At 57.3% G+C, this 22,906-nt stretch carries 21 protein-coding genes; 13 read left to right on the forward strand and 8 right to left on the reverse strand.

Features of this window, described 5'->3' with window-relative positions; genetic code table 11:
- Positions 1–71: 71 nt before the first annotated feature.
- Positions 72–1,337, forward strand: a complete 1,266-nt coding sequence (locus EYC82_RS09810; RefSeq protein ID WP_279250679.1) for an aspartate aminotransferase type Ic — start codon at positions 72–74, stop codon at positions 1,335–1,337.
- Positions 1,338–1,359: 22 nt separating this feature from the next.
- Here EYC82_RS09810 and EYC82_RS09815 read toward each other — a convergent pair whose 3' ends face one another.
- A complete protein-coding gene (locus EYC82_RS09815) occupies positions 1,360–1,701 on the reverse strand; it encodes a DUF1820 family protein (RefSeq protein WP_279249355.1) in 342 nt (113 codons plus the stop codon).
- A gap of 270 nt (positions 1,702–1,971) precedes the next feature.
- Between EYC82_RS09815 and miaB the strand changes: the two genes are divergently transcribed.
- From miaB to EYC82_RS09865, 10 genes are all read left to right on the forward strand, one after another.
- Complete coding sequence (gene miaB, locus EYC82_RS09820; RefSeq protein ID WP_279249356.1) at positions 1,972–3,303, forward strand: tRNA (N6-isopentenyl adenosine(37)-C2)-methylthiotransferase MiaB; 1,332 nt, start codon at positions 1,972–1,974, stop codon at positions 3,301–3,303.
- 105 nt (positions 3,304–3,408) lie between these two features.
- Positions 3,409–4,398 carry a PhoH family protein gene (locus EYC82_RS09825; RefSeq protein ID WP_279250680.1) on the forward strand — a complete coding sequence of 330 codons (990 nt, stop codon included), beginning with the start codon at positions 3,409–3,411 and terminating at the stop codon, positions 4,396–4,398.
- Complete coding sequence (gene ybeY / locus EYC82_RS09830; RefSeq protein ID WP_423243903.1) at positions 4,395–4,880, forward strand: rRNA maturation RNase YbeY; 486 nt, start codon at positions 4,395–4,397, stop codon at positions 4,878–4,880. The genes EYC82_RS09825 and ybeY overlap by 4 nt, the downstream gene beginning before the upstream one ends.
- On the forward strand, positions 4,877–5,719 hold the full coding sequence (locus EYC82_RS09835) for an HlyC/CorC family transporter (protein WP_279249357.1): 843 nt from the start codon (positions 4,877–4,879) through the stop codon (positions 5,717–5,719). Before ybeY ends, EYC82_RS09835 begins: the two co-directional genes overlap by 4 nt.
- A 10-nt stretch (positions 5,720–5,729) precedes the next feature.
- Entirely contained in the window at positions 5,730–7,241 is a 1,512-nt protein-coding gene (gene lnt, locus EYC82_RS09840; RefSeq protein WP_279249358.1) for an apolipoprotein N-acyltransferase, read from the forward strand.
- A gap of 286 nt (positions 7,242–7,527) precedes the next feature.
- Positions 7,528–9,993 carry a leucine--tRNA ligase gene (gene leuS, locus EYC82_RS09845; protein WP_279249359.1) on the forward strand — a complete coding sequence of 822 codons (2,466 nt, stop codon included), beginning with the start codon at positions 7,528–7,530 and terminating at the stop codon, positions 9,991–9,993.
- Entirely contained in the window at positions 9,994–10,569 is a 576-nt protein-coding gene (locus EYC82_RS09850; RefSeq protein ID WP_279249360.1) for an LPS-assembly lipoprotein LptE, read from the forward strand.
- Positions 10,569–11,585 (forward strand): DNA polymerase III subunit delta, encoded by a 1,017-nt coding sequence (gene holA / locus EYC82_RS09855; protein ID WP_279249361.1) that lies wholly within the window; start codon positions 10,569–10,571, stop codon positions 11,583–11,585. The genes EYC82_RS09850 and holA overlap by 1 nt, the downstream gene beginning before the upstream one ends.
- Positions 11,586–11,746: 161 nt before the next feature.
- Positions 11,747–12,472, forward strand: coding sequence for a translesion DNA synthesis-associated protein ImuA (gene imuA / locus EYC82_RS09860; protein ID WP_279250682.1), 726 nt, complete (start codon positions 11,747–11,749; stop codon positions 12,470–12,472).
- A gap of 71 nt (positions 12,473–12,543) precedes the next feature.
- Positions 12,544–13,971: a Y-family DNA polymerase gene (locus EYC82_RS09865; protein WP_279249362.1), complete on the forward strand. Its 1,428-nt coding sequence runs from the start codon at positions 12,544–12,546 to the stop codon at positions 13,969–13,971.
- Positions 13,972–13,981: 10 nt separating this feature from the next.
- Here the strand turns inward: EYC82_RS09865 and EYC82_RS09870 are convergent, their stop codons facing one another.
- The 4 genes from EYC82_RS09870 to EYC82_RS09885 form a co-directional block, all read right to left on the reverse strand.
- Positions 13,982–15,007, reverse strand: coding sequence for an MBL fold metallo-hydrolase (locus EYC82_RS09870; RefSeq protein WP_279249363.1), 1,026 nt, complete (start codon positions 15,005–15,007; stop codon positions 13,982–13,984).
- 117 nt (positions 15,008–15,124) lie between these two features.
- Positions 15,125–15,691 (reverse strand): pyridoxamine 5'-phosphate oxidase family protein, encoded by a 567-nt coding sequence (locus EYC82_RS09875; RefSeq protein WP_279249364.1) that lies wholly within the window; start codon positions 15,689–15,691, stop codon positions 15,125–15,127.
- Between the two features lie 33 nt (positions 15,692–15,724).
- Entirely contained in the window at positions 15,725–16,123 is a 399-nt protein-coding gene (locus EYC82_RS09880; protein WP_279249365.1) for a cupin domain-containing protein, read from the reverse strand.
- Between the two features lie 10 nt (positions 16,124–16,133).
- Positions 16,134–16,775, reverse strand: coding sequence for an NAD(P)-dependent oxidoreductase (locus tag EYC82_RS09885; RefSeq protein ID WP_279249366.1), 642 nt, complete (start codon positions 16,773–16,775; stop codon positions 16,134–16,136).
- 383 nt (positions 16,776–17,158) lie between these two features.
- On the opposite strand from EYC82_RS09885, the gene EYC82_RS09890 reads away from it, so the two are divergent.
- Both EYC82_RS09890 and EYC82_RS09895 read left to right on the forward strand, forming a co-directional pair.
- Complete coding sequence (locus EYC82_RS09890) at positions 17,159–19,138, forward strand: alkyl/aryl-sulfatase (RefSeq protein WP_279249367.1); 1,980 nt, start codon at positions 17,159–17,161, stop codon at positions 19,136–19,138.
- Positions 19,139–19,183: 45 nt separating this feature from the next.
- Complete coding sequence (locus EYC82_RS09895; RefSeq protein ID WP_279249368.1) at positions 19,184–20,743, forward strand: acetolactate synthase large subunit; 1,560 nt, start codon at positions 19,184–19,186, stop codon at positions 20,741–20,743.
- Between the two features lie 178 nt (positions 20,744–20,921).
- Here the strand turns inward: EYC82_RS09895 and EYC82_RS09900 are convergent, their stop codons facing one another.
- The 3 genes from EYC82_RS09900 to EYC82_RS09910 all read right to left on the reverse strand — a co-directional run bounded on the left by EYC82_RS09900 (position 20,922) and on the right by EYC82_RS09910 (position 22,899).
- On the reverse strand, positions 20,922–21,623 hold the full coding sequence (locus tag EYC82_RS09900) for a hypothetical protein (RefSeq protein WP_279249369.1): 702 nt from the start codon (positions 21,621–21,623) through the stop codon (positions 20,922–20,924).
- A gap of 39 nt (positions 21,624–21,662) precedes the next feature.
- The gene (locus EYC82_RS09905) at positions 21,663–22,229 is read right to left on the reverse strand and encodes a YbhB/YbcL family Raf kinase inhibitor-like protein (RefSeq protein ID WP_279249370.1); all 567 of its coding nucleotides are present in this window, start codon (positions 22,227–22,229) and stop codon (positions 21,663–21,665) included.
- Between the two features lie 211 nt (positions 22,230–22,440).
- Positions 22,441–22,899 (reverse strand): MaoC/PaaZ C-terminal domain-containing protein, encoded by a 459-nt coding sequence (locus EYC82_RS09910; protein ID WP_279249371.1) that lies wholly within the window; start codon positions 22,897–22,899, stop codon positions 22,441–22,443.
- Positions 22,900–22,906 lie beyond the last annotated feature (7 nt).

The following is a 22,906-nucleotide window of genomic DNA, read 5'->3' on the forward strand; positions in this document are numbered from 1 at the left end:
CTCCTCCGCCGTAAATAACCGGGGCGCATCAGGCGCCATCTTGCAAGGAGCGTACCGTGGCTACCGATCACATGTCAGAACCTGAGCTGTCCGGGCAACTGGAAGACCTCAGGCAGCAGTATGAAGCCCTGCGTGGTCTCGACCTGTCACTGGATCTGACTCGAGGCAAGCCTAACAAGGAACAGCTGGCGCTGTCTGATGCGTTGGACGGCATACTCGCCGGGGACTACCGCGCCAGCAACGGCACGGACACCCGGAATTATGGAGGACTGGAAGGGTTGGAGGAGGCCCGGGAACTCTTCGCGCAAGTGCTGGACACACCGCCAGATTCCACCTACGTAGGCGGCAACGCCAGCCTGTCGCTGATGTATGCCGCCATAGAGTGTGCATTGAGTCAGGGGCTGCGAGGGCCCTCCACCGCGTGGGGCAATGACGACCCGGTTAAATTTCTGTGTCCGGCACCAGGCTATGACCGGCACTTTGCTATCTGCGAACATCTCGGTATCGAGATGATCACTGTTCCAATGCTCGACACCGGACCGGATATGGACCGCGTCGAGGCCCTTGCAGAGGCGGACCATTCAATCAAGGGCATATGGTGCGTACCCCGCTTCGCCAACCCCAGCGGCTGTGTCTACAGCGAGGACACCGTGGCGCGTATCGCGCGTCTTGGCAACATCGCAGCGCCGCAGTTTCTCGTGATGTGGGATAACGCCTACGCGGTGCATGCGCTCTATGAAGATGCGCCGCCACTGGCACCGCTGCACGCCTACTGCAAACAATACGGCACGCTCGACAGCGTGTTCCAGTTCGGCTCTACGTCCAAAGTAACCTTCGCCGGTGCCGGTATATCGTTCCTGTCCAGCAGTGAAGACAACCTGGCCGCCCTGAAACAACACCTGGGCTTTCAGACCATTGGCCCGGACAAAGTTAATCAACTGCGCCATGTCCGCTTTCTCAAGAACCCGGCAAATCTTGCCAGCCATATGGCGCAGCACGCCGCGCTGATCAGGCCACGCTTCGAATGCGTTCTGGACACACTGGAACGCGAGCTCGCCGGCCTTGGTATGGGTAGCTGGTCGAAGCCCCGCGGCGGCTATTTCGTCTCTTTTGAAACCCTGCCGGGACTGGCAAAGCGCGTAGTGGCCCTGGCGGGCGACATAGGCGTAAAGCTTACTCCGGCGGGCGCCACTTTTCCCTACGGGGAAGACCCCAACGACAGCAACATTCGCCTGTCACCGACCTTTCCCTCTCTGGAGGACCTGACGGCTGCGATGAATGCGTTTGTCGTGTGTGTCAAACTTGCGTCGCTGCAGGAGAGATTGAACCGGGGTTAGAACCGGGTCGCGGGATTGCTGACTAATCGCTCTCTTTCTGCTCGGGAGGCATACCGGCGAACGGAAAACTGGCGACGTTGTCCTCACCGGAGGCTAAAGCGGACACCTTACTGCTGCCCTCTTTTTCAACCTCGTCGATACGAATCACCGCCTGTATAGGAATATAGCTGCGCTTGACCCCACTGAACTCGTTCTTGAGCTTCTCTTCACTGGGATCCACGAGTATCTGAGATCGCTCTCCGAAGACGAATTCCTCGACCTCAATAAAGCCCCACATATCGCTTTGGTAAATCTGGCGTGCGAATACCTCGAACACCTGACTGCCGTTCTGGAAAATCACCTTGTAGACGGGTTCGTTTGCCATCGCACTCTCAAGCATCGGCGGCCTCCCGGTCAGACAGCCACCGGACATCGTTTTTCGGAGGGCGGCAATCTTACCACCCTTCTCGCAGAATACCAGCACCCTCAGCGGGATGCAGCACGGCGGGGTGAACGGCGCGCGATGGGGCCCGGAGACCGCAAAAGCAGGCCCCGCATGAGTCGCGGAATGACTGTGTTTACCCGAATTCTGCGGGTATACTCCGCAACCCGTTGAGCAAGAGAGTAGCGGCGCTATGCCCTCCGCGACAGCCAGTTGAATAAAAAAGTCTACATCAAGACCCACGGTTGCCAGATGAACGAGTACGACTCGGCGCGTATGGCAGACCTGCTGCACGAGCGCTGCGACATGGTGCCAACTGAAAACCCCGAAGAAGCCGATGTACTTCTTTTAAATACCTGTTCTATAAGGGAAAAAGCACAAGAAAAGGTCTTCCACCAGCTGGGCCGCTGGAAGCAGCTTAAGCAGAAAAACCCGGACCTGGTGATCGGCGTGGGCGGCTGTGTCGCCAGCCAGGAGGGAGCGGATATTGGGCGCCGGGCGCCCTACGTGGATCTGGTGTTTGGACCACAAACACTGCATCGCCTGCCGGATATGCTGGAGCAAAGCCACAGCGACGGCACCCTTGTGGTCGACGTCAGCTTCCCGGAAATCGAGAAATTTGACCGATTACCCCTGCCCGAATCGGACGGGCCCAGCGCCCATGTCTCCGTTATGGAGGGGTGCAGCAAGTATTGCACTTTTTGCGTCGTGCCCTATACCCGTGGTGAAGAGGTCTCCCGCCCATTGGACGACGTGATAGCAGAGATAGCGCACCTGGCTGGCGACGGTGTCCGGGAGGTCAATCTGCTGGGGCAAAACGTCAATGCCTACCGTGGCGCAAACCACGAGGGCGACATCGTCGATTTCGCCGAGTTGCTGCATTTCGTGGCGCGCATCCCGGGTATCGAGCGTATTCGCTATACGACCTCTCACCCGATGGAGTTTTCAGACGCCCTGATAGAGGCTTACCGACACATTCCCCAACTCGTAGACCATTTGCACCTGCCAGTGCAAAGCGGCTCAGACCGGGTGCTGGCGGCCATGAAACGGGGCCACACCGCGCTGGAGTACAAGTCCAGAATCCGTCGCCTGCGGACCATCCGGCCCGGTATCAGCATTTCTTCGGACTTTATCGTGGGTTTCCCGGGCGAGAGCGAAGCGGATTTCGCCGCCACTATGAAGCTGATAGAGGATATCGGCTTCGACACGTCCTTCAGCTTTGTCTACAGCGCGAGGCCCGGCACCCCCGCGGCGGATTTGCCCGATGACACGCCAGAGGAAGTGAAAAAGCAACGGCTACAGATCCTGCAGGGCCGTATTTTGCAACAGGCCGCCGCTATCAGCCGAAAAATGGTCGGCACGACCCAGCGCATTTTGGTCAGCGGTACCTCCCGCAAAGACCCGGGGCAACTGCAAGGTCGCACCGAGAACAATCGGGTAGTCAACTTTCCCGCAGCCGACCGGGGCCTGATCGGCCAGTTTGTCGACGTGGAAATACAGGATGCTCTGCCAAACTCCCTCAGGGGAATACTGGTCAATGGTTGACGACCGCAAAATCCCGTATATCCTTATCATTAATTGCACTGCCCGCCGCGGCGACAGGATACCTTGAACAGCGAACCTCCCCCGCAACCGTCGTCTCGACAGTTGATGCAACAAAGCCTTACTCTGGAACCTGATGACGCACGCCATCTGGCGACACTTTGCGGCCACCTGGACTGCCATCTGAGACAGATCGAACAGCGCCTTGGCGTGACCATCAGCGCCCGCGGCAGCCATCTGCAACTCAGTGGACCATCGGTTAATGTCGCGACAGCAGAGAGCCTGCTCATTCACCTGTATACCGAGGTCTGCCAGGGCGTGGAACTCAGTCCTGAATCCCTGCATCTACAGCTACAACAGGCGGGGCTCGAGCACCTGCTGGAAAGCGCCGGTCAGCCGAATGTGGCGCCAATACAGATCATCCGCACTAAGCGCAGCTCCATCAAGCCTCGGGGCAAAAACCAGCAGGACTATGTCCGCACCATCAAACAGCACGATATCAACTTCGGCATTGGACCGGCCGGCACCGGCAAGACTTATCTCGCCGTGGCCTGCGCGGTCGAGGCCCTGCTGGAAGAGCAGGTACGCCGCATCTTGCTGGTGCGCCCCGCGGTCGAGGCCGGAGAAAAACTCGGCTTTCTCCCGGGTGACCTGACCCAGAAAATAGACCCTTACCTGCGGCCACTTTACGACGCGCTTTACGAAATGCTGGGCTTCGAAACCGTCAATAAATACATCGAACGCAATATCATTGAAGTGGCCCCGCTGGCTTTCATGCGCGGCCGCACGCTGAACAACGCATTCATCATTCTTGATGAGGCACAGAACACCACACGGGAACAAATGAAAATGTTTCTCACCCGCATCGGTTTTGGCTCCACCGCCGTGATCACAGGCGACGCCACCCAGATCGATCTGCCGCGCGGCGCGCATTCCGGCCTGATCCATGCCAGTAAGCTGCTCACGGGCGTGGACGGACTCGGAATGATCTACTTTGACAACAAGGACGTGGTGCGTCACCCGCTGGTGCAGCGCATCGTTGCGGCCTATGACAGCATCGAAAGCAGCAGCAACGAACTGGACCAGGGCCGGAGGTGAAACTGCACGTGGATGTACAGTCCGCCAGTGCCGAACCCGTGCCCGGCAACGATGATATTCATCGCTGGGTGGCGGCGGCTCTCGCGGGCAGCGCGCACACTGACGAGGCAGGATTGTGTGTGCGTCTGGTCGACCGAGCAGAGATGTGTTCACTCAATGAAACGTATCGCAATAAGCAAGGCACTACCAATGTATTGTCTTTCCCTGCCGACCTACCCTCCGATGTCGATTTGCCTCTGCTCGGTGATATTGTGATCTGTGCTCCCGTAGTGCGCGAGGAAGCCGCAATGCAGGGCAAGAGTAACGAGGCCCACTGGGCTCATATGGCAGTGCACGGCACCCTGCACCTGCTCGGTTATGATCACCTCGAGGAGAGAGAGGCCGCGTTAATGGAATCACTCGAAACTGAAATACTCGCCAAGCTCGATTACGCCAATCCTCACGACAACCAATCTCTCGCCGACGGACAACAGCAACAATGAATGACTCCCGCTCCAACAGCACGTCTCGGGATAAATCCTGGCTGGATAAGATTGCGTTGCTATTCAACTCCGAGCCCCGAACGCGCAAGGATGTGGAAGACGTTCTCGCGATTGCCGCAGAAAATGAAGTCATTGATCAGGACGCCTGCAGCATCATTGAGCGCGCCATGCAGGTCAGCGACATGCAGACCAGGGATATCATGATTCCTCGCTCACAGATGGTCCTGATCAAGGCGGAGTGCACTCTGGAAGAGATACTGCCCCTGATTATCAGTTCCGCACACTCGCGATACCCTGTGATCGGCGACAGTCCAGACGATGTTCTGGGCATTTTGCTCGCCAAAGACTTGCTCCCTATTATACTGGAAACGGGTAAAAGCGATTTCAAAATAGAAAAATTACTACGACCCTCTATGGTGGTCCCCGAGAGCAAGCGTCTCAATGTATTGTTGCGGGAGTTCCGCGAAAACCGCAATCACATGGCCATCGTCATCGATGAATACGGCGGCGTGGCAGGACTCGTCACTATCGAAGACGTGCTGGAAGAGATCGTGGGCGAGATCGAGGATGAAACCGACGAGCGCGTTGACCGCTCCATCCAGATGATCAACGAGAAGGAATACATGGTAAAAGCACTTACACCGATTGACGAATTCAATCATTACTTTGCCTGCGACTTCAGCGACGAGGAGTTCGATACCGTCGGCGGGCTGGTCATACAGGCGTTTGGCCACATGCCGGTGCGCCATGAAACAACCACCGTCAATGATTTCGCCTTCGAAGTAGTCAAGGCAGACCAGCGCAAGATCTACACCCTGCGTGCGCGACCGCCGGCCTAAGCGGTCTTTCATGCGCTCTGAAACAGGATTGAACCCCCTGCTCGTACTGATTCTCGCGCCACTTACGGGCGCACTTGTCACGCTGTCACTGGCGCCCTTTGATGTGTGGCCGGCGGGCATCATCAGTTGCGCCCTGTACGCGTGGCTGCTCAGCACCTGCAGTCCGCGCCAGGCGTTATGGCGAGGGTTCCTCTACGGGTGCGGAATGTTCGGCACCGGCGTCTCGTGGATCTTTGTGAGCATCCACGTGCACGGCAATGCCAACGTGCCGCTGGCTGCGGCGCTCACGGCGCTTTTCTGCGCCGGTATAGCCCTGTTCCAGGCGCTGTTCGCCTGGTGCTACGCACGCCATATCCGGCCACTACCGGGCGGTATGCTGGTGGGCTTCCCCGCATTATGGGTACTGCTTGAGTGGACAAGGAGCTGGTTCCTCACCGGGTTTCCCTGGCTGTATTTGGGCTATGCTCACGTCGAAACCTCGATCTCAGGCTGGGCCCCCGTCACCGGCGTGTTTGGCCTCTCCTTTATCTGCGCAATCTCCGGCACATGCCTGTTCCTTGCGTGGCGCAGCCGCAAACCGATGGCCTGCACCCTCTATGCCGTCATACTGACAACACTGTGGGGCGGAGGAGAGATTCTCAAGCCCACGCAGTGGGTTGCCCGAGCCAGCGAGGAGCCTCTTCGGGTCGCGTTGATACAGCCCAATGTGCCCCAGCAAAACAAGTGGGATCCACGCTGGTACCGGCCGATCCTGAGTCAACTGTATGAGGCTACCGGGCCTGTAATGGGTGCCGACATTGTGGTCTGGCCGGAGGCCGCGGTTCCCAATTATTTTCAGCGGGCCGGGGATTTCCTCGAACCGATGGTCGAACGTGCCAGCGCGGCTAACACGACCCTTATCACAGGCATACCCTGGCGACCCGAGGACGGAGGGAAGTACTACAACAGCATGACCGCCCTCGGCCAGGGCACGGGAGTTTATCTCAAGCGACGACTGGTTCCCTTTGGCGAATACGTGCCACTGGAGGGCCTGTTGCGAGGCATGATCGACTTTTTCGATCTGCCCATGTCCGCTTTCAGCGCCGGCCCTGAGGACCAGGCGCCCCTGCGCGCCGGCACCTACCGACTGGCACCCTACATCTGCTATGAAATCGTCTACGCCGGCATGGTTGCCAAAGGCGCCCGCGAGGCCGACCTGCTAATCACCATCAGCAACGATACTTGGTTCGGTGATTCAATCGGACCCTGGCAGCACCTGCAAATCGCCCAGATGCGCGGCAGAGAAACCGGTCGCTATGTGCTGCGAGGCACCAATAACGGTATCACCGCCATCATCGACCACCAGGGACGCATCGTCGATCGCACCGAGCAGTTTGAGGCAACGACCCTCGTCGGCGAGGCCGAGGTCATGCTGGGCAGCACACCCTTCACCAGCTTCGGCAACCTGCCTATCCTTCTTGCCTGCTTTGTCAGCCTGCTCCTGATGTGGCTGATGCACATCGCTTTCTGGCGCGACGACTAGTCACCGTCAAGCCGCCAACCAGGCTTTCAATTCGTCTTCGCATAATCAAGCTCGGGGCATTGTTTTGTGCATCCTTACGTCATACCGGGATCGCCCCTCCAGCTTGGGATAGATGCCGCCCGGCGTGTCTTGGTTGACAGGATCAGTACCGTACGGCTCGTGCAAGATCGCCGGGTGCTTCGCAGCCGAAGGCAATTGCTGCTAGAATCCGTCCTTCATTACTGCGCCCCGAACACACCGCACGGGACTGCATTTTTACTGCAATCAAAAATATGGCACGCGACTCGTGACAGAGCATAACTACAATCCACAGGCACTTGAAGAAAACGCACAGCAACATTGGCTTGAACAAAACAGCTTTGCTGTGGAACAGGATGATACACGCGAGAAGTTTTATTGCCTCGCCATGTTTCCCTATCCCAGCGGACAGCTACACATGGGGCACGTGCGCAACTACACCATCGCCGACGTGATCGCGCGCTACCAGCGCATGCAGGGCAAGAATGTACTGCAACCCATGGGCTGGGATGCCTTCGGCCTGCCGGCAGAAAACGCCGCCATCAAACACAATGTCCCGCCTGCGCAGTGGACCGCGCAAAACATCGATGATATGCGTGCGCAACTAAAGCGGCTGGGCTTTGCCTACGACTGGGACAGGGAACTGACCACCTGCGACCCGGATTACTATCGCTGGGAACAGTGGTTCTTCACGCGCCTGTTTGAAAAGGGCCTCGCCTACAAGAAAAAAGCAGAAGTAAACTGGTGCGAAACCGATCAGACCGTACTGGCCAACGAACAGGTCGTCAACGGTTGCTGCTGGCGCTGCGACAACCCGGTGGAGCGACGCGAAATCGATCAGTGGTTTATCCGTATAACCGATTATGCGGAACAATTGCTGACAGATCTGGACCAGCTTGATCAATGGCCGGAACAGGTGCGCACTATGCAACGCAACTGGATAGGCCGCTCCGAAGGCGTTGAGCTCGATTTCAACCACAACGGTGAGTCGCTCACGGTGTACACCACCCGTCCGGACACGCTTATGGGCGCCACCTACATGGCGGTAGCCCCGCAACACCCGATCGCCCGACAGGCCGCTGCTACCAGCACCGTACTCGCTTCATTCATCGAGTCCATCGCCAACGTCAAAGTGGCCGAAGCCCAAATGGCCACCATGGAAAAACTGGGCATGGATACGGGACTGACAGCCACTCACCCTCTCACCGGCGAGCCAATACCGATCTGGGTCGCCAATTTCGTATTGATGAGTTACGGCTCAGGCGCGGTCATGTCTGTACCCGCACACGATGAGCGCGACCACGCCTTCGCATGCAAATATCAGTTGCCCATCGTGCAGGTGATCGACAAGCCCAAGTACAAATATGATGCCGACGTGTGGCAAGACTGGTACGCGGAAAAAAGCACAGAGACACGCACCATCAATTCCGGCGAATTCAACGGCAAGGACTTCGAAGAGGCCTTCGATAGCGTTGCCGACAAACTGCAGGAACTGGGCAAAGGCAAACGCACCGTTAATTATCGCCTGCGTGACTGGGGCGTATCACGCCAGCGTTACTGGGGAGCACCCATTCCCATCATTAACTGTGATGCCTGTGGCACGGTGCCGGTACCCGAGTCGGATCTACCGGTTGTTCTACCCACGAATGTGGCGTTCGAGGGAGTCGGCTCACCCATCAAGAGCATGCCCGAATTTTACGAAACTGAATGCCCGGCCTGTGGCGGCGCGGCAACTCGCGAGACCGACACTTTTGATACCTTTATGGAATCCTCTTGGTATTACGCCCGGTACGGCTGTGCGCAAAACGATAAAGCGATGCTGGATGCCGAGGCTGATTACTGGACTCCGGTGGATCAATATGTGGGTGGTATAGAACATGCCATTCTGCATCTTCTCTACTCCCGCTTTTATCATAAGTTATTGCGCGACGAGGGCCTGGTCAGCTCCGATGAGCCATTCACCCGGTTGCTGACACAGGGGATGGTGTTAAAGGATGGCGCCAAGATGTCAAAGTCCAAGGGCAACACAGTCGATCCACAATCCCTGATCGATCGTTATGGTGCCGACACTGTGCGCTTGTTCAGCATGTTTGCGGCGCCTCCAGAGCAATCTCTCGAGTGGTCTGACTCAGGAGTGGAAGGCGCCAACCGTTTTCTCAAGCGCCTGTGGAAACTTGGGGCGGCACACATCGGTGCCGGGGCGGCACCGGCACTGGACGTCGCTAAACTGGGTGATCAGCAGAAAGCCGTACGCCGAAAGCTGCATGAAACTATCGCCAAGGTGAGTGATGACTATGGGCGACGACAGACATTTAACACCGCCATCGCAGCGGTCATGGAATTGTGCAACGAGCTGGGCCGACTGGGCAGCGAAGACAATGACCGCGCCATCATGGATGAAGCCCTGCGCGGCATTGTTCTGATGCTGAGTCCGATTGTTCCACACATCTGCCACGCACTGTGGCGGGCACTGGGCGAGAGCGGCGATATCCTCGATCAACAGTGGCCGGTCGTAGACGAAAACGCACTGAGCCGTGACAGCGTCGAAATGGTCGTACAGGTAAAAGGGAAGGTTCGCGGCAAAGTGTCAGTTCCCGCTGATGCAGACCATGCCGCTATAGAAGAGGCCGCTCTGGCAGAGGGCAACGTAAGCCGCTTTGTCGAGGAACTCGGCGACTATGCTGTAAAGGTTGTACCGGGAAAGTTGATCAGTATTTTTCCGAGGAAAAAATAAATGCGACAGCGCCTCTCGAGTCACTCGGGGTATAACCTGTTTCGATCGGCCCTACTGCTGTGCGTTCTGACACTGTTAACCGCTTGCGGTTTCCAGCTGCGTGGCATTGGCGGACCCACTGTTCCCGACGAGTGGAAGAGCATGCAACTGGTCAGCAGTAATCCCAACAGCGAATTTAGTCGTGCGGTGTTCACGCGGTTTGCAATCAATGGGGTGCAGTGGCAAGAAGCAGGCTTCGCCAACTATCGACTCGACCTGGGGAATGAACAATTCAGGCAGAGCAACCTTTCCATCGGCGCCGACGCGCGGGTATCCGAGTTTGAACTTACGATGAGCGTCGCGTTCAGGGTCGTAGACGCCGAGGGTGAAATCGCCATGACATCCACCACCGTCACCGTAGTTCGGCAGATGGAAAACGACCCCCGCAACGTGGTCGGCAAGGAAGGCGAACTCCGCTTGCTGCAATCTGAAATGCGCAACGAACTGGCGGATAAAATTTTACGCCGCATCGGATTTTACGCCAGCAACCTTGGGAACACCGCTGCCGACTCCACGGCAGACGTTGCCCCACGATAATGCGTCTCTATCCAGAGAAAATCGCCAACCACCTACAACAACAACTGTCACCCGTATACCTGATCAGTGGCGACGAGCCGCTGCTGGTGCAGGAATGCTGCGATATGGTCAGGCAGAAAGCACGTGAGGCGGGCTGTACTGAGCGTGAAGTGATAGACAGCAGTGCCGCGGGCTTTAAGTGGCCGGACATACTGAACAGCGCTGCCAGCATGTCGCTCTTTGCCGAACGTAAACTCACCGAAATACGTATTCCCAACGGCAAACCCGGTAAGGAAGGAAGCGCGGCGCTCTGCGACTATCTTGAACTTGCCAGCGGCGATGACGTATTACTGGTAATTGCCGGTAAGATCGACAAGCAATCGGTTAACAGCAAATGGTATAAGGCGCTGGACAAGGCGGGGACAACTGTTCAGATCTGGCCAGTCAAATCTGCAGAGATGCCCCGCTGGCTGCAACAACGCGTGCGCGCGGCGAATATGGAGATCGACAGAGAGGCGCTGCAGCTACTTTGCGAACAGGTGGAGGGCAACCTGCTGGCCGCCGTACAGGAGATAGAAAAACTGAAACTATTGACGGACGATACACGCATCACCGTCAACACGGTGACCAATTCCGTCTCCAACAACGCCCGCTACAACCTGTTCGATATGACCGACAATGCGCTCAAAGGGGATGCAGCGGGCAGCTTGCGGATGCTGCACGGTCTGCGCGGTGAAGGTACGGAGCCACTGGTCGCCCTCTGGGCACTGACCCGTGAAATTCGCACGCTGTATGAGGCAAGAAGGGATTGCGACAAGGGACAAAAACCGCAACAGGCGCTCACTACCCGCCGCGTCTGGAAAAGCCGCATGCCGCTAATGCAGTCCGCCCTTTCGCGCCATAACAGCGACTCACTGTCGCTATTGCTGGAACAGGCCGCCCTCGTTGACGGCAACGTCAAGGGCTACGCCAGCGGCAACGCCTGGGACAATCTCGAGCAGCTTGTCACGTCGCTGAGCCATAACGCCGCCGCCTGATTCAACCGGCCTGCGCCCAGGGGAGCGGCACTGCCTCCCGTGGCAACACCCCCCGCATATACCACCACACCGCGCTTGCATTTCTGGATATACAGTACTACTGTATATATATACAGTATATTGGCCAAACTATCCCCCGGAGGTAAATCACCGTGAATGAGATGCTGGAACAGGTTATCAAGCGCAACGACACCTGGCGCGGCCGGCAGGATTATTTCCGGGCCGGAGGCGCTTCCGCCAACAGTAATCTGCACGGAGCGCAGGGTCTGCCCACCGGCTATTCAACGCTGGACGCCGAATTACGGCAGCAGGGCTGGCCTACAGACGGCATGGTAGAGCTACTGAGCGATGGCTGCGGAATGGGCGCCATGGGCGTATTCCTTCCGGCAATGGAGCAACTGAGCGAACAAGCCCGCTGGCAGACATTCATTGCACCGCCCTATATACCCTACGCCCCGCTGCTGGCGGCACGAGGCATTGATACAGGACAAATCTTAATGGTGCACCCTCGCAGCCGTGAGGATTTACTCTGGGCCACAGAACAGGCCCTGCGCAGTACCACCTGCAGCGCGGTGTTCAGCTGGCTGGGCGCGCAGGAATATCGCTACAGCGAATTGCGGCGATTACAACTGGCTGCCGCCGACAGCGACAGTCTGGCCGTATTGTTTCGCCCTAACCAGATACAAGGCCACCACACTCCTGCCAGCCTGCGTCTACAGATGCGCGAGTACCGCAAGGTGCGCATCCTCAAGCAGCGCGGTGGTCAACGGGTCATCGATGTCACACTGCCCCCGGAAGAAGACTCACCACAACAACCGCAGTTGTGGGAGCTGCCTCAAAACCCGGGAGCAGGCCAGCCCGCCGGAGCTGCCGAGTACCGAGCCTAGACCGTGCTGGACGGCCGTTGTGACACCACTGCATCAGAGCCTTCTCCTGATAGGCATCTGCGACTGCGTTTGTGAGCCTGTGGCTATGCCTGCGCTTTGACCAACTGCCTCTGCAATGCCTGGACCGCAATGAACGACAGCCAGTCGTAGTGCTGGCCGCACAGCGGGTCATCTGCGCCAACGACTGCGCCTCGGCACTGGGTATTCAACCGGGCATGGGCAGCGCCACCGTAAGGGCGCTGGCCGCGGATGAACCAGTGCGGCTGCTGGAAAGGGATGAACAGACTGAACAGAGCTGCATGCACCAGTTATGCAGTTGGGCCTACGGTATTACACCTACCCTGTGCACCTGGCAGGAGCACTGTCTGCAACTGGAAATCGGCGGATGCCTGACCCTATTCCGGGGCTTGCAACCCCTGCTCGCCGAAATCATCCGGGGGGTCAGCAGCAAGGGCTTCAGTATGCTCCAGGGACTGGCTCCCACGCCAAAAGCTGCCTGGCTGCTGTCCTTCGCCGATAAGGATTCAGCCATGGCGATAGATCAAGCGCTGGAGGAAAGACTCGCCCCCCTGCCACTGGATCACCTGGCAACCGTCACGCAAGGAATCGACTCCCTGCGCCGAGCCGGACTGCACACACTGGGCGATGTGCTGGCTCTACCACCCGCCTCTCTGGGTCGACGCTGCGGCAAAGCTTTTACCGACTTCCTGCAACAGCTGCTGGGGCAGCGGGACGACTTGCAGGTGAGCTTCACGCCCCCGGCAAGTTTCACGGACGCCGTCTGGTTTGGCTATGAGGTCAAGACCTGCGACGAACTATTGCCCGCAGTACAACAGCTGTTGCAGTCCCTGTGCCACTTCTTGCGCAATACCCAGCTGCGTACCAGCGAAGTTACATGGCAACTGGTCGGTGTCGACCACACACTGCTCGATCTGCGCGTGCGCAGCGCCAGCAGTCACAGCGACTGGGAAAACTGGTACCAACTCAGCTGTATCCACTTCGCTCGACTGCAACTGACAAACGGTGTGGAAGGTCTGAACCTAGACTGCCAGGACTTGCAACTTGGCCAGCAAGAAAGTATTGACCTGTTCAGCCCCCGCAACCAGCGTGAGCCCCTGGCGGCCCTGCTGGATCGCCTGCGCAACCGTCTCGGCCTGCAAGCGATCGAAACCGTCGACTGCCGTGACGAACACCTACCGGAATTCTCTGTACAGGTGGGCAACGAACTCACAGGGAGCAGACCTGGGCCGCGTAATCGATCAGCCCAGAGACCTTTCTGGTTAATGCCTCAACCAGTGCCCCTGCGCCAGCAAGGCGAAAGCCTTTACTGGAACGGGGTTCTCACATTGCACTACGGTCCGGAACGTATCGAGGATAACTGGTGGCGGCAGGCGGTAAGCCGCGACTACTACATCGCCGCTGACGCGGCGGGACAGCAGTACTGGCTGTTTCGCGATCGCCTGGAGCGGCGCTGGTATATCCACGGTGTCTTCGCCTAGCCCTAGCCTGTCACGGAAACAGCAACACAGGCTCAAAACGAGGCAACGTCATGAACTGTATTTCGGGGTTTGCTGCCGCCTTGTCGTACAGGAACGCTCGTGTCTCCTCTTCGTCACCAGACACCCATGCCACTGCTGTTACCGGCCCAAGAAAAGGGCCCCGCAGTGGGCCGGTCAGACTGTCGTAATGAATGGGCACAACCCGCGAGGCCGCGACCGTCTCTATTATTTCCCGCCAGTAACCCTCCCGGTAGGCCGGGCTTTGCGAACCCAGTCCGCCCACACCGAGAAACACCGTCTCCGCCTCCAGACCGCGCAGAGCATCTGGCACATAACCCGCGCTACCGACAATCAGCCAGCTGCCCGCCGGATGACTCACGTGCAATAGATATACTTTCCCAACGGGGTAATCAAACGCGGCAACAGGCGGCACCAGTGGCGCGTCAAGGCCCAGACTGCCCAGCCCCCGCTCCCGCACCATGGGGTCCGGGAATGCAAAGTGCCGGGACTCGATAGGCGTGATCTCAAAACGCCCCAGGTGAAACGGCTCGCGATCGACCAGTACCTGAATCTGCGACTCGGGCAAGCCCCAGCCACGACCGATATAAGCGGTCGTGTCAGACCCCATTAATACCGCGCCTGTGCGACGCGCCACTTCCGGTGCATCCATGGCGTGATCGTAATGAGAGTGAAGTGGGACTACCGCCGCCAGTGTGTCGACATCGTTTGCCGCCAGACCCCACTCAATAGCCGACAGGTCGGGCTCTATCTTGCCGAGCACTAATTGCAGGGGAGCGGGCCGAGAAAACCAGCCATCGGTCATCCATGCGGTTTCGCCGTCACTGAACAAGAGGGTCGCCGTGCCGCTGTACCTCACAGTCACCGCACCGGCGGACACATCCGGCTCACCGGGCACGGCCCAGTCAGGATTAACGGGTAAGGCCGTGTGATGGTTCAGGGCATAGGTAAATAAAAGCAGCACTGCAGCAACGCATACCAGCACTAGTATACCCACCAGCCTTACGCGTTTATTCAACAAATGTGTCCCATAGTTTCTGCAACAGGGGCTATATTTTCACGCCCGTCGGCCACGGCGCGAGCGCTCCTCATCACAGGCACCCCGCCGGGGAGGCGGCCCAGGGAGGCCTCACCTTCAGGGCTCCGCAGGATCTGTAACATCGGTGAAAATACCGGTATCGGCGCCGTTCAGGCTGTGCGTATTATTCTGCTCCCAATAGTCCTTAATACCTGATTCACCGTGATTAATCGCCCACTTTTTTAACGTGGGCCGCTCTCCACCATGCTCAAAAAACGGCACCGCATAGCCGCACGAAGTCTGCACCATCGACAGATTGACCACAAAAATCTGGCGCGCCCCCGGCGAATCGGGAAAGCGCGACAACAACGCCGACCACTGTTCATGGCGAGGGTGCACCACTATCGCCTGGCCATAGAGACGCAGTATCAGGGGCTGCTTGTCGAAGGAGCAGAACATCACTGTCATACGACCATTTTCGAGCACATGGGCAGCGGACTCGTTGCCGCTACCCGTGAGATTGAGCCAGGCAACCCGGGTGTCATCGAGAATGCGTAAACTGTCCATTCCCTTGGGAGAGACATTCACGTGACCGCTGGCACCGGCGGTGCCGACAAAGTAAATATGCTGCGCCTCAATAAACGCGCGATGCTTTCCATTCAGTGCGTCGAATTTTTCTGCCACAGGACTTTCCTCCTCTACTCCAGCCATGAATCATCAGCCGGAGTCCTTTTCACCTTCGATATCAATATACACGTCCGGCGTAAAAGGTGGCGAGCAAATCGCGAGGAATATCAAATCCGTTTGACCAACACTGGCGATGCGTTGACGAGTCAGCGGTGGAATGAGCACAACATCTCCGGGCACCACCTCCTGGGGCGGCATATCACCCACCTCCACGAGGCCACATCCTTGCAACAAAACATAGCGCTCTCCCGTATCGCGCAGCATGTGCCAACGTGTCGCCTCGCCGGGAGCAAGCCTGGCGCGTGCAATAGATACTGCGGCATCATCATCAGAGTTGGATAACTCCGTGATATAGCACCCTTCCTCGAAGAAGTATTCTTCAGCTACCGCTGATAACTTTACAGACACTGTCATATCGTTTGCTGTCACGAGTCCCTCACTAATACTGGATGATCGGCGCCTTGCGCAGCCACTTATCGTTATCGAGCATCTGCAGCATCGCGTGAGCACAGTCGGCAAACGAGATACTGGACAACCCACTGAACCGCAGGAAGCCAATACGGTAAGTGCCGCGTCGCGTCCCCTTTTTCATCTGCAGGGGACGTATGCCGACCCAGTCAATATCCAGGCTGTTATCCAGCAAGTGCAGCTGGTGCTCCTTGTCCGTATGGCGATGGCTCAGAAATCTGTTGGCATACCACCGCACGAAGCGGGCGCCCAACGTTATCTCATCCTCTGGCCTGAAATTACTGCCGCCGCCACACCACACCAGGCGACTGATGCCTCGCTCTCGCATCACCGATAAAATATTTTGCGTCACGTCAGTACACAGGTTTTTAGGCGATGTTTTTTCATCAATGCCGACAGCAAAAAGCACCGCCTCCGTTTCGGCCGGCAGCGCTATGCTGACATCCTCACGGACCAGGCCATCACCTTGCACCACGGTAACTCGCTCGGCAATGTCCGGGGATATCTTGTCCGGATTCCTCACCAGTACTGTTATATCGTGGCCTGCGATTAAGCCCTGCGACAAACACTCGTTTCCCAAGTCGCCGGTTGCGCCAAACAGGGTAAGTTTCATCAACCGCTTCCTCGTGCCAATGCGGCATGTGCGTATGCGAAGATTTGCAAAACAATCCAACCCTCGGAAGCACGCCGCTTTACCGTGTCAGGCTCCGCAAGCTCTCCTCCGGCGACAAGCCAAGCCTGTCATCCTGTCATCCTGTCATCCTGTCATCCTGTCATCCTGTCATCCTGTCATCCTGTCATCCTGTCATCCTGTCAATGAGAGTATCGAGCCCGACTGTAGAAATAAAGGTAGGAGGAACAGGTTCTCACGCAGAGCAACACCCTTGAGCAGCTTATCCCTTGAGCAAGGGCCGATGAACTGCTAGTGTCATGCACGTTTCGCTGGGCAGTGCCCGCCAGTTCAAGGGGTGCAATACAATCCGCAGGGAGATCATTATGTCGAATCTAATCAACTGGCGAATGGCACGGCTGTCACTAGTCCCCCTGCTACTACTGACCGCCTGCGGCGAAGAGCCTGACGACAACATACTCACCCGCCAGGGCAATATGCCCGCCACTGCGACCACCATCGAGGCCAACGCAAAAGTTCCACAGACGCTGGATCTCGCGGACCCGCGCGACTTTGAGGATGCACGTCGCGGGCTGATAGCCGCACCCGAAGCATTGCAGATAACGGGTCCCGAGGGCGACTTGATCTGGGATATGCCATCCTATGATTTTATCGAGGGTGAGGCACCGGATACGGTCAACCCCAGTCTGTGGCGGCAAGCGACACTGAACAACGTCCACGGACTGTTCGAGGTGGCGCCGCGACTTTACCAACTGCGCGGCTTTGATCTCTCCAATATGAGTATTATCGAGGGGGACACTGGCTGGATTCTGGTCGACCCGTTGACGACAGAGGAAACGGCTGCGGCCGCGATTGCCTTCGCACGGGAACACCTGGGAACGAAACCGATTTCCGCGGTTATCTTCACCCACTCCCACATCGACCACTTCGGTGGCGTGTTGGCTGTCCTTGGCGCCAACAGTGATACAGAAATCATCGCGCCCAAGGGGTTTATGGAAGAAGCCACTAGCGAGAACGTACTCGCGGGCAGCACCATGAGCCGCCGCTCCATGTTCATGTACGGCAGCCAACTCGAACACTCACCTCGGGGTCACGTGGACTCAGGTCTGGGCAAAAGTCCTGCTTTTGGCAGCCCGGGCATCATCGAGCCCACACAGATCATCGATACCACGGGCCAGGCGCTGACCATCGACGGCGTCGAGTTCATTTTCCAAAATGCAGCGGGCTCCGAGGCTCCCGCAGAACTCACCTTTTACCTCCCGCAGTTCAAAGCCTTCTGCGGCGCAGAGGTCGTGTCTCGCAATATGCACAACGTTTATACGTTGCGAGGCGCTCAAGTGCGTGACGCACTCAAATGGAGTGGCTATATCGACGAGGCCATTCACCTTTTCCCCGACGTGGAAGTCTACTTTGCCAGCCACCATTGGCCCCTGTGGGGCAACGACGCTATCGTCGATTTCCTGAAAAAGCAGCGTGATAGCTACGCCTACATCCATGATCAGACTCTGCGATTAGCCGCTATGGGCTACACCCCGCGTGAAATTGCCGATATGGTCGAGATGCCGGAGTCACTGCGCAAGAGTTTCCCCAACCGTGGCTATTACGGCACTGTTAAGCATAATGCCAAGGCCGTATACCAACGGTACTTCGGCTGGTACGACGGTAACCCGGCAAACCTGGATCCACTGCCACCGGAGCAATCGGCAAAACACTACGTCAAAATTATGGGCGGCGCCAATGCTATTCTGGAAAGCGCGCAAGACAGCTTTAACGACGGCGAGTACCGCTGGGTGGCTGAACTGCTGAATCAACTGGTTTTCGCAGAACCCGATAATGCCCGCGCCCGAGCGTTGTTGGCCCAGACCTACGACCAACTGGCTTACCAGGCGGAATCCGGTCCCTGGCGTGATGTCTATCTCACCGGCGCGCTTGAATTACGACAGGGCACCCCCACAGAGGGCATTGATCTTGCCCATGCGAAAAACCTGATCGAAAAGACACCGCTGGACCAGTTTTTTACGCTCATGGCTGCCACGCTGAACGGCCCCAAAGCGGACGGCAAGCACTATACGTTGAATATTGAATTTACTGACATGGGGGAAACCTACGTACTGGAACTGGAGAACTCTGTTCTCCATCACCGTGAGGGCGAAGCCGACCCAGGCGCCGACGCGACCGTACGTATTACTCACCCCCTGTTTATAAAAATGCTGATAGGCGATGTCGGCGTGAAAGATATACTTTTCTCCGATGACGTGTCCGTGGAAGGGGGCAAGCTCTCTCTGATACAGTTCTTTGCCCTGCTGGACACACCCGATCCAATGTTCAATATCGTTACGCCCTAGTATCAAGTAGGGCAGTTCTGCAAAAACGTTACCGGAGCAATCACCATGAATGGCGCCGAGAGCCTCATCAAAACGCTAATCAACAATGGGGTGGACGTGTGCTTTACCAACCCGGGTACGTCTGAGATGCATTTCGTCGCTGCGCTGGACGAGGTAGACGGCATGCGCTGTGTCCTCTGTCTCTTCGAAGGGGTGCTCAGTGGAGCCGCTGATGGCTATGCCCGAATGGCACGTAAACCCGCATCGACCCTGTTACATCTCGGACCCGGCCTCGGCAATGCACTGGCTAACCTGCACAATGCGCGTAAGGGCCATTCTCCCATTATTAACATTGTCGGCGACCACGCCACTTATCACCTACAGTACGATGCGCCCCTGACCTCGGATATTCAGTCTATTGCGGGCGCTGTTTCACACTGGGTGCATACGTCCCGCTCGGCTGCGGATATTGCCAAGGATGCGCAGGAGGCGGTGCAAAAGGCCGGCAGAAACCAAGTGGCAACTCTCATCCTGCCAGCCGATGTTTCCTGGAGCGACAATCCGGGCGGGGCGGAATCCGCGTGCGTCCTGCAGTCGCAAGCCCCCGTTCCCGAGGACCGCCTGGACACCGTCGCATCACTGCTCAACTCGGATAAGCGCTGTGTCATTTTAATGGGCGGTACCGAAATTGATAATCAACGCGGATACCTGTTCGGTCAGATCGCAAAGGCCACCGGCGCGCGACTCTGTAGCGATGTCTTCCCTACCCGAATGGCGCGCGGTGCCGGCACCGTGGTAATCGACCGACTGCCTTACCTGGCAGAGGCGGCGATCGAGTACCTCAAGGATACGGAGGCACTGATACTGGTCGGCATGGAGACGCCGGTGTCTTTTTTCGCTTACCCGGGCGTACCGAGCGAAATGGCGCCACCCACTTGCCATACGTTTCAACTGGCAGGCCACAATGAAGATCTCGATACCTTACTGATAGAACTGGTAGAGCGCCTCGGGGCAGACGCCGTACAACCGGACACACAGACTCTGGACATACCGGTGCTGCCCGAGGGCGCGCTAGATGCAATGAGTGCCGCCCAGGCGCTGGCCCATCTGCTGCCGGAAAACGCGATTATCGTTGATGAAGCCGCGACCTCCGGCATGCCCCTTTATACGGCGCTCGCCAATGCCAGGCCTCACGACTTGCTCACTCTCACCGGCGGAAGCATCGGTTTTGGGCTACCCGCCGCCACCGGCGCCGCCATTGCCTGCCCCGAGCGCAAGGTCATTTGCCTCGAAGCGGACGGTAGCGCCATGTACACCATCCAATCACTGTGGACCATGGCACGGGAGCAGCTGGACATTGTGGTGGTGATTTACAATAACCGTAAGTACAGCATCCTCGAAATGGAGTTCGGCCGCACCGGCGCCCGCGGCGGCAGCCCCGGGCCCAAGGCAGCCAGCCTGTTAAGTATTGGCGATCCGGATATAGACTTTGTCGCCATCGCCAATGGTATGGGCGTCAGCGCAACACGTGCCACTACGGCGGCCGCATTCAATGCGCAGCTGGAAACCGCGATCAACACCCCTGGGCCACATTTGATCGACGCTGTTGTACCCACTCTGTTTTAGACTCACGCCACACACCCACCGATTAGAGCGCTGGCACGCTGTGAGAGTCACTGTCCTTCATCGGTGAGTCATACACAGACAAGTAAACTGCGGCCGCTTTGACAAAATCGAGGGAACCGTTTTTCGGTATCACCGGCACCAGGCTACACCATTCAACCAATAAAAAGTGCTACTGGCGTTAGAGGCTATAGGCCCGGGTATCTTGCACAACGTCCATAGTAAAGCTTTGACTCGCTACTCGATCAACAAAACGCTCCTCATCCACGGAGGCTGCGGGGCCAATCTCCGCAACAACGTCGCTTGACAGATAATCCTTCAGCCGCAGGAAGCGAAGTTCGGATATAGAATGGGCGATCACCGGTTTGAGGCCCAACGCCTCGGCCAGTCGAACACCGGCTGGCGCGTCGATATAGTTCTGATAGTAGTCCGCCAGAGGAGTTGCCACACCAAACCGCGAGTGGCTGTGGACATAATAATCGAGATAATCCGCCTGGCTAAAATCCTGGCGCCGTACCATAAGGTAGTGATACCGCACCGGCTTCTGCCCGGACTCCTGGAAGCAGCGGTGATACCCGCACGCAACACGGGAGCGCTCACGATCCACCAGTGTCATCAGCGGAGACAACAGGGGCGACAGTTCACGCTGACAAGCCCGCAGGGAGACGCCCGCAGGCGCAACGATTTCCAGCACCACGTCCAGCCCTGTGAGAAACGAAGAGTCGGCTGGCGCTGCCAGCGGGTCTTTATCACGGGGAATCATCACCGCGGCATGCAGCGAATAATTCTCGAAAATAGCGGATGACGTCAGGCTCACTGCGGCATCCAGCAACTGCGGCGCGTGCCCTTTGAGGGCGTGAAGATAAAAGAGTTGTTTGGCCACGAATTAAGCGCTAACCCAGTGAACAGCAGGCGGCATTCACTAGCGACCAAAAGTCGCTGTGAGTTCTGCTTTCGCCAATACATTGGCGTTCAGCATAAAACCAATCATCGCAGCGCTCGCCTCCCGCGGCACTTCGATCGCCACAGTACTCAGTGCAAACACAGTAAACACATAGCGGTGATCACCATGGCCTTCGGGCGGACATGCGCCGCCAAAAGCAAAGAGACCGAAGTCAGACCGCCCCTGTACCGCACCCTCGGGCAACAACTCTCCGCTTTGCGAGCCCGCATCCAGTACCAGCTCGGTGGCGTCAGCGGGAATGTTGTAGACCAACCAGTGCCACCAACCAGAGCCTGTGGGCGCGTCCGGGTCGTAAACCGTAACTGCGAAACTTTTCGTGCCCTGGGGGGCACCGGACCAACGCAGGTCCGGGGAGATATTGCCCCCGGTACATCCGAAGCCATCATAAACGTGCACCTCTGTCAGGGGCGCACCCTCTTCCAATGCCGTGCTGTGCACAACAAACTCCTGTGCCTGTGCCTGTAGCGGTGTTTGGCTGCAAGCCAGTATAAAAATCATCAGCAGTATATTTCTGGAAAAATTCACCGTGTTCTCCGTTATAGATTTATCATCCCGTTAATACAGCGGGCATCATGATCCTCGCGCTTGACGCAAATATCAGTCATTGCCATCGCTCGAGCCTCACACTATACGCCGTCAAAAACCCAGCGCCAGACAATCCGCCCGCCACGCAGTTACGACTTGCATTGGTAATACTCTTTTATTTGACGCCGTGCCCGATCGAATACTGGCTGCGTCAAGATGCCTCTCTTAGGCGATACAGTGCAGCGTGTTCATAGATAAATACCAATTCTTCCCGCTGATTAGTCACCTCGTTACGCATCACCAGTATACCCGCACCGGGACGGCTGTTTGATTGTCGTTTTTCGATAACAACACTGACGCACTTCAGTTCATCCCCCGGCCTCACGGGTGCTTTCAGTTTAATATTGTTGAAACCCAATGCGCTGATTGCCGCGCTGCGGCCAGCACTGTCTAAATCTTTGTGGCAAAAAAGGCTGACTGACACGGCAAACAAGTGAGTTGATGATGCGACGAGCCCGCCAAATACAGATGCTTTCGCCGCCTCCGGGTCGACATGGAAGGGCTGATAATCCCAGCGGTTTCCAAACTCCATGATCTCTTCTTCGGTAATCAGATGACGCCTGGGCGACTCACGCTTCTCGCCGACGGCAAAATCTTCAAAATATTTCATGTGATAC

Source organism: Candidatus Marimicrobium litorale, assembly GCF_026262645.1.
GTDB classification, from domain to species: Bacteria; Pseudomonadota; Gammaproteobacteria; order Pseudomonadales; family Halieaceae; genus Marimicrobium; species Marimicrobium litorale.

Coding starts and splice junctions, on each gene's coding strand:
- EYC82_RS09810 (WP_279250679.1), top strand. CDS start 72: ATGTCAGAACCTGAGCTGTCCGGGCAACTGGAAGACCTCAGGCAGCAG.
- EYC82_RS09815 (WP_279249355.1), bottom strand. CDS start 1,701: ATGGCAAACGAACCCGTCTACAAGGTGATTTTCCAGAACGGCAGTCAG.
- EYC82_RS09825 (WP_279250680.1), top strand. CDS start 3,409: ATGCAACAAAGCCTTACTCTGGAACCTGATGACGCACGCCATCTGGCG.
- EYC82_RS09835 (WP_279249357.1), top strand. CDS start 4,877: ATGAATGACTCCCGCTCCAACAGCACGTCTCGGGATAAATCCTGGCTG.
- lnt (WP_279249358.1), top strand. CDS start 5,730: ATGCGCTCTGAAACAGGATTGAACCCCCTGCTCGTACTGATTCTCGCG.
- EYC82_RS09850 (WP_279249360.1), top strand. CDS start 9,994: ATGCGACAGCGCCTCTCGAGTCACTCGGGGTATAACCTGTTTCGATCG.
- holA (WP_279249361.1), top strand. CDS start 10,569: ATGCGTCTCTATCCAGAGAAAATCGCCAACCACCTACAACAACAACTG.
- imuA (WP_279250682.1), top strand. CDS start 11,747: ATGCTGGAACAGGTTATCAAGCGCAACGACACCTGGCGCGGCCGGCAG.
- EYC82_RS09885 (WP_279249366.1), bottom strand. CDS start 16,775: ATGAAACTTACCCTGTTTGGCGCAACCGGCGACTTGGGAAACGAGTGT.
- EYC82_RS09890 (WP_279249367.1), top strand. CDS start 17,159: ATGTCGAATCTAATCAACTGGCGAATGGCACGGCTGTCACTAGTCCCC.
- EYC82_RS09895 (WP_279249368.1), top strand. CDS start 19,184: ATGAATGGCGCCGAGAGCCTCATCAAAACGCTAATCAACAATGGGGTG.
- EYC82_RS09910 (WP_279249371.1), bottom strand. CDS start 22,899: ATGAAATATTTTGAAGATTTTGCCGTCGGCGAGAAGCGTGAGTCGCCC.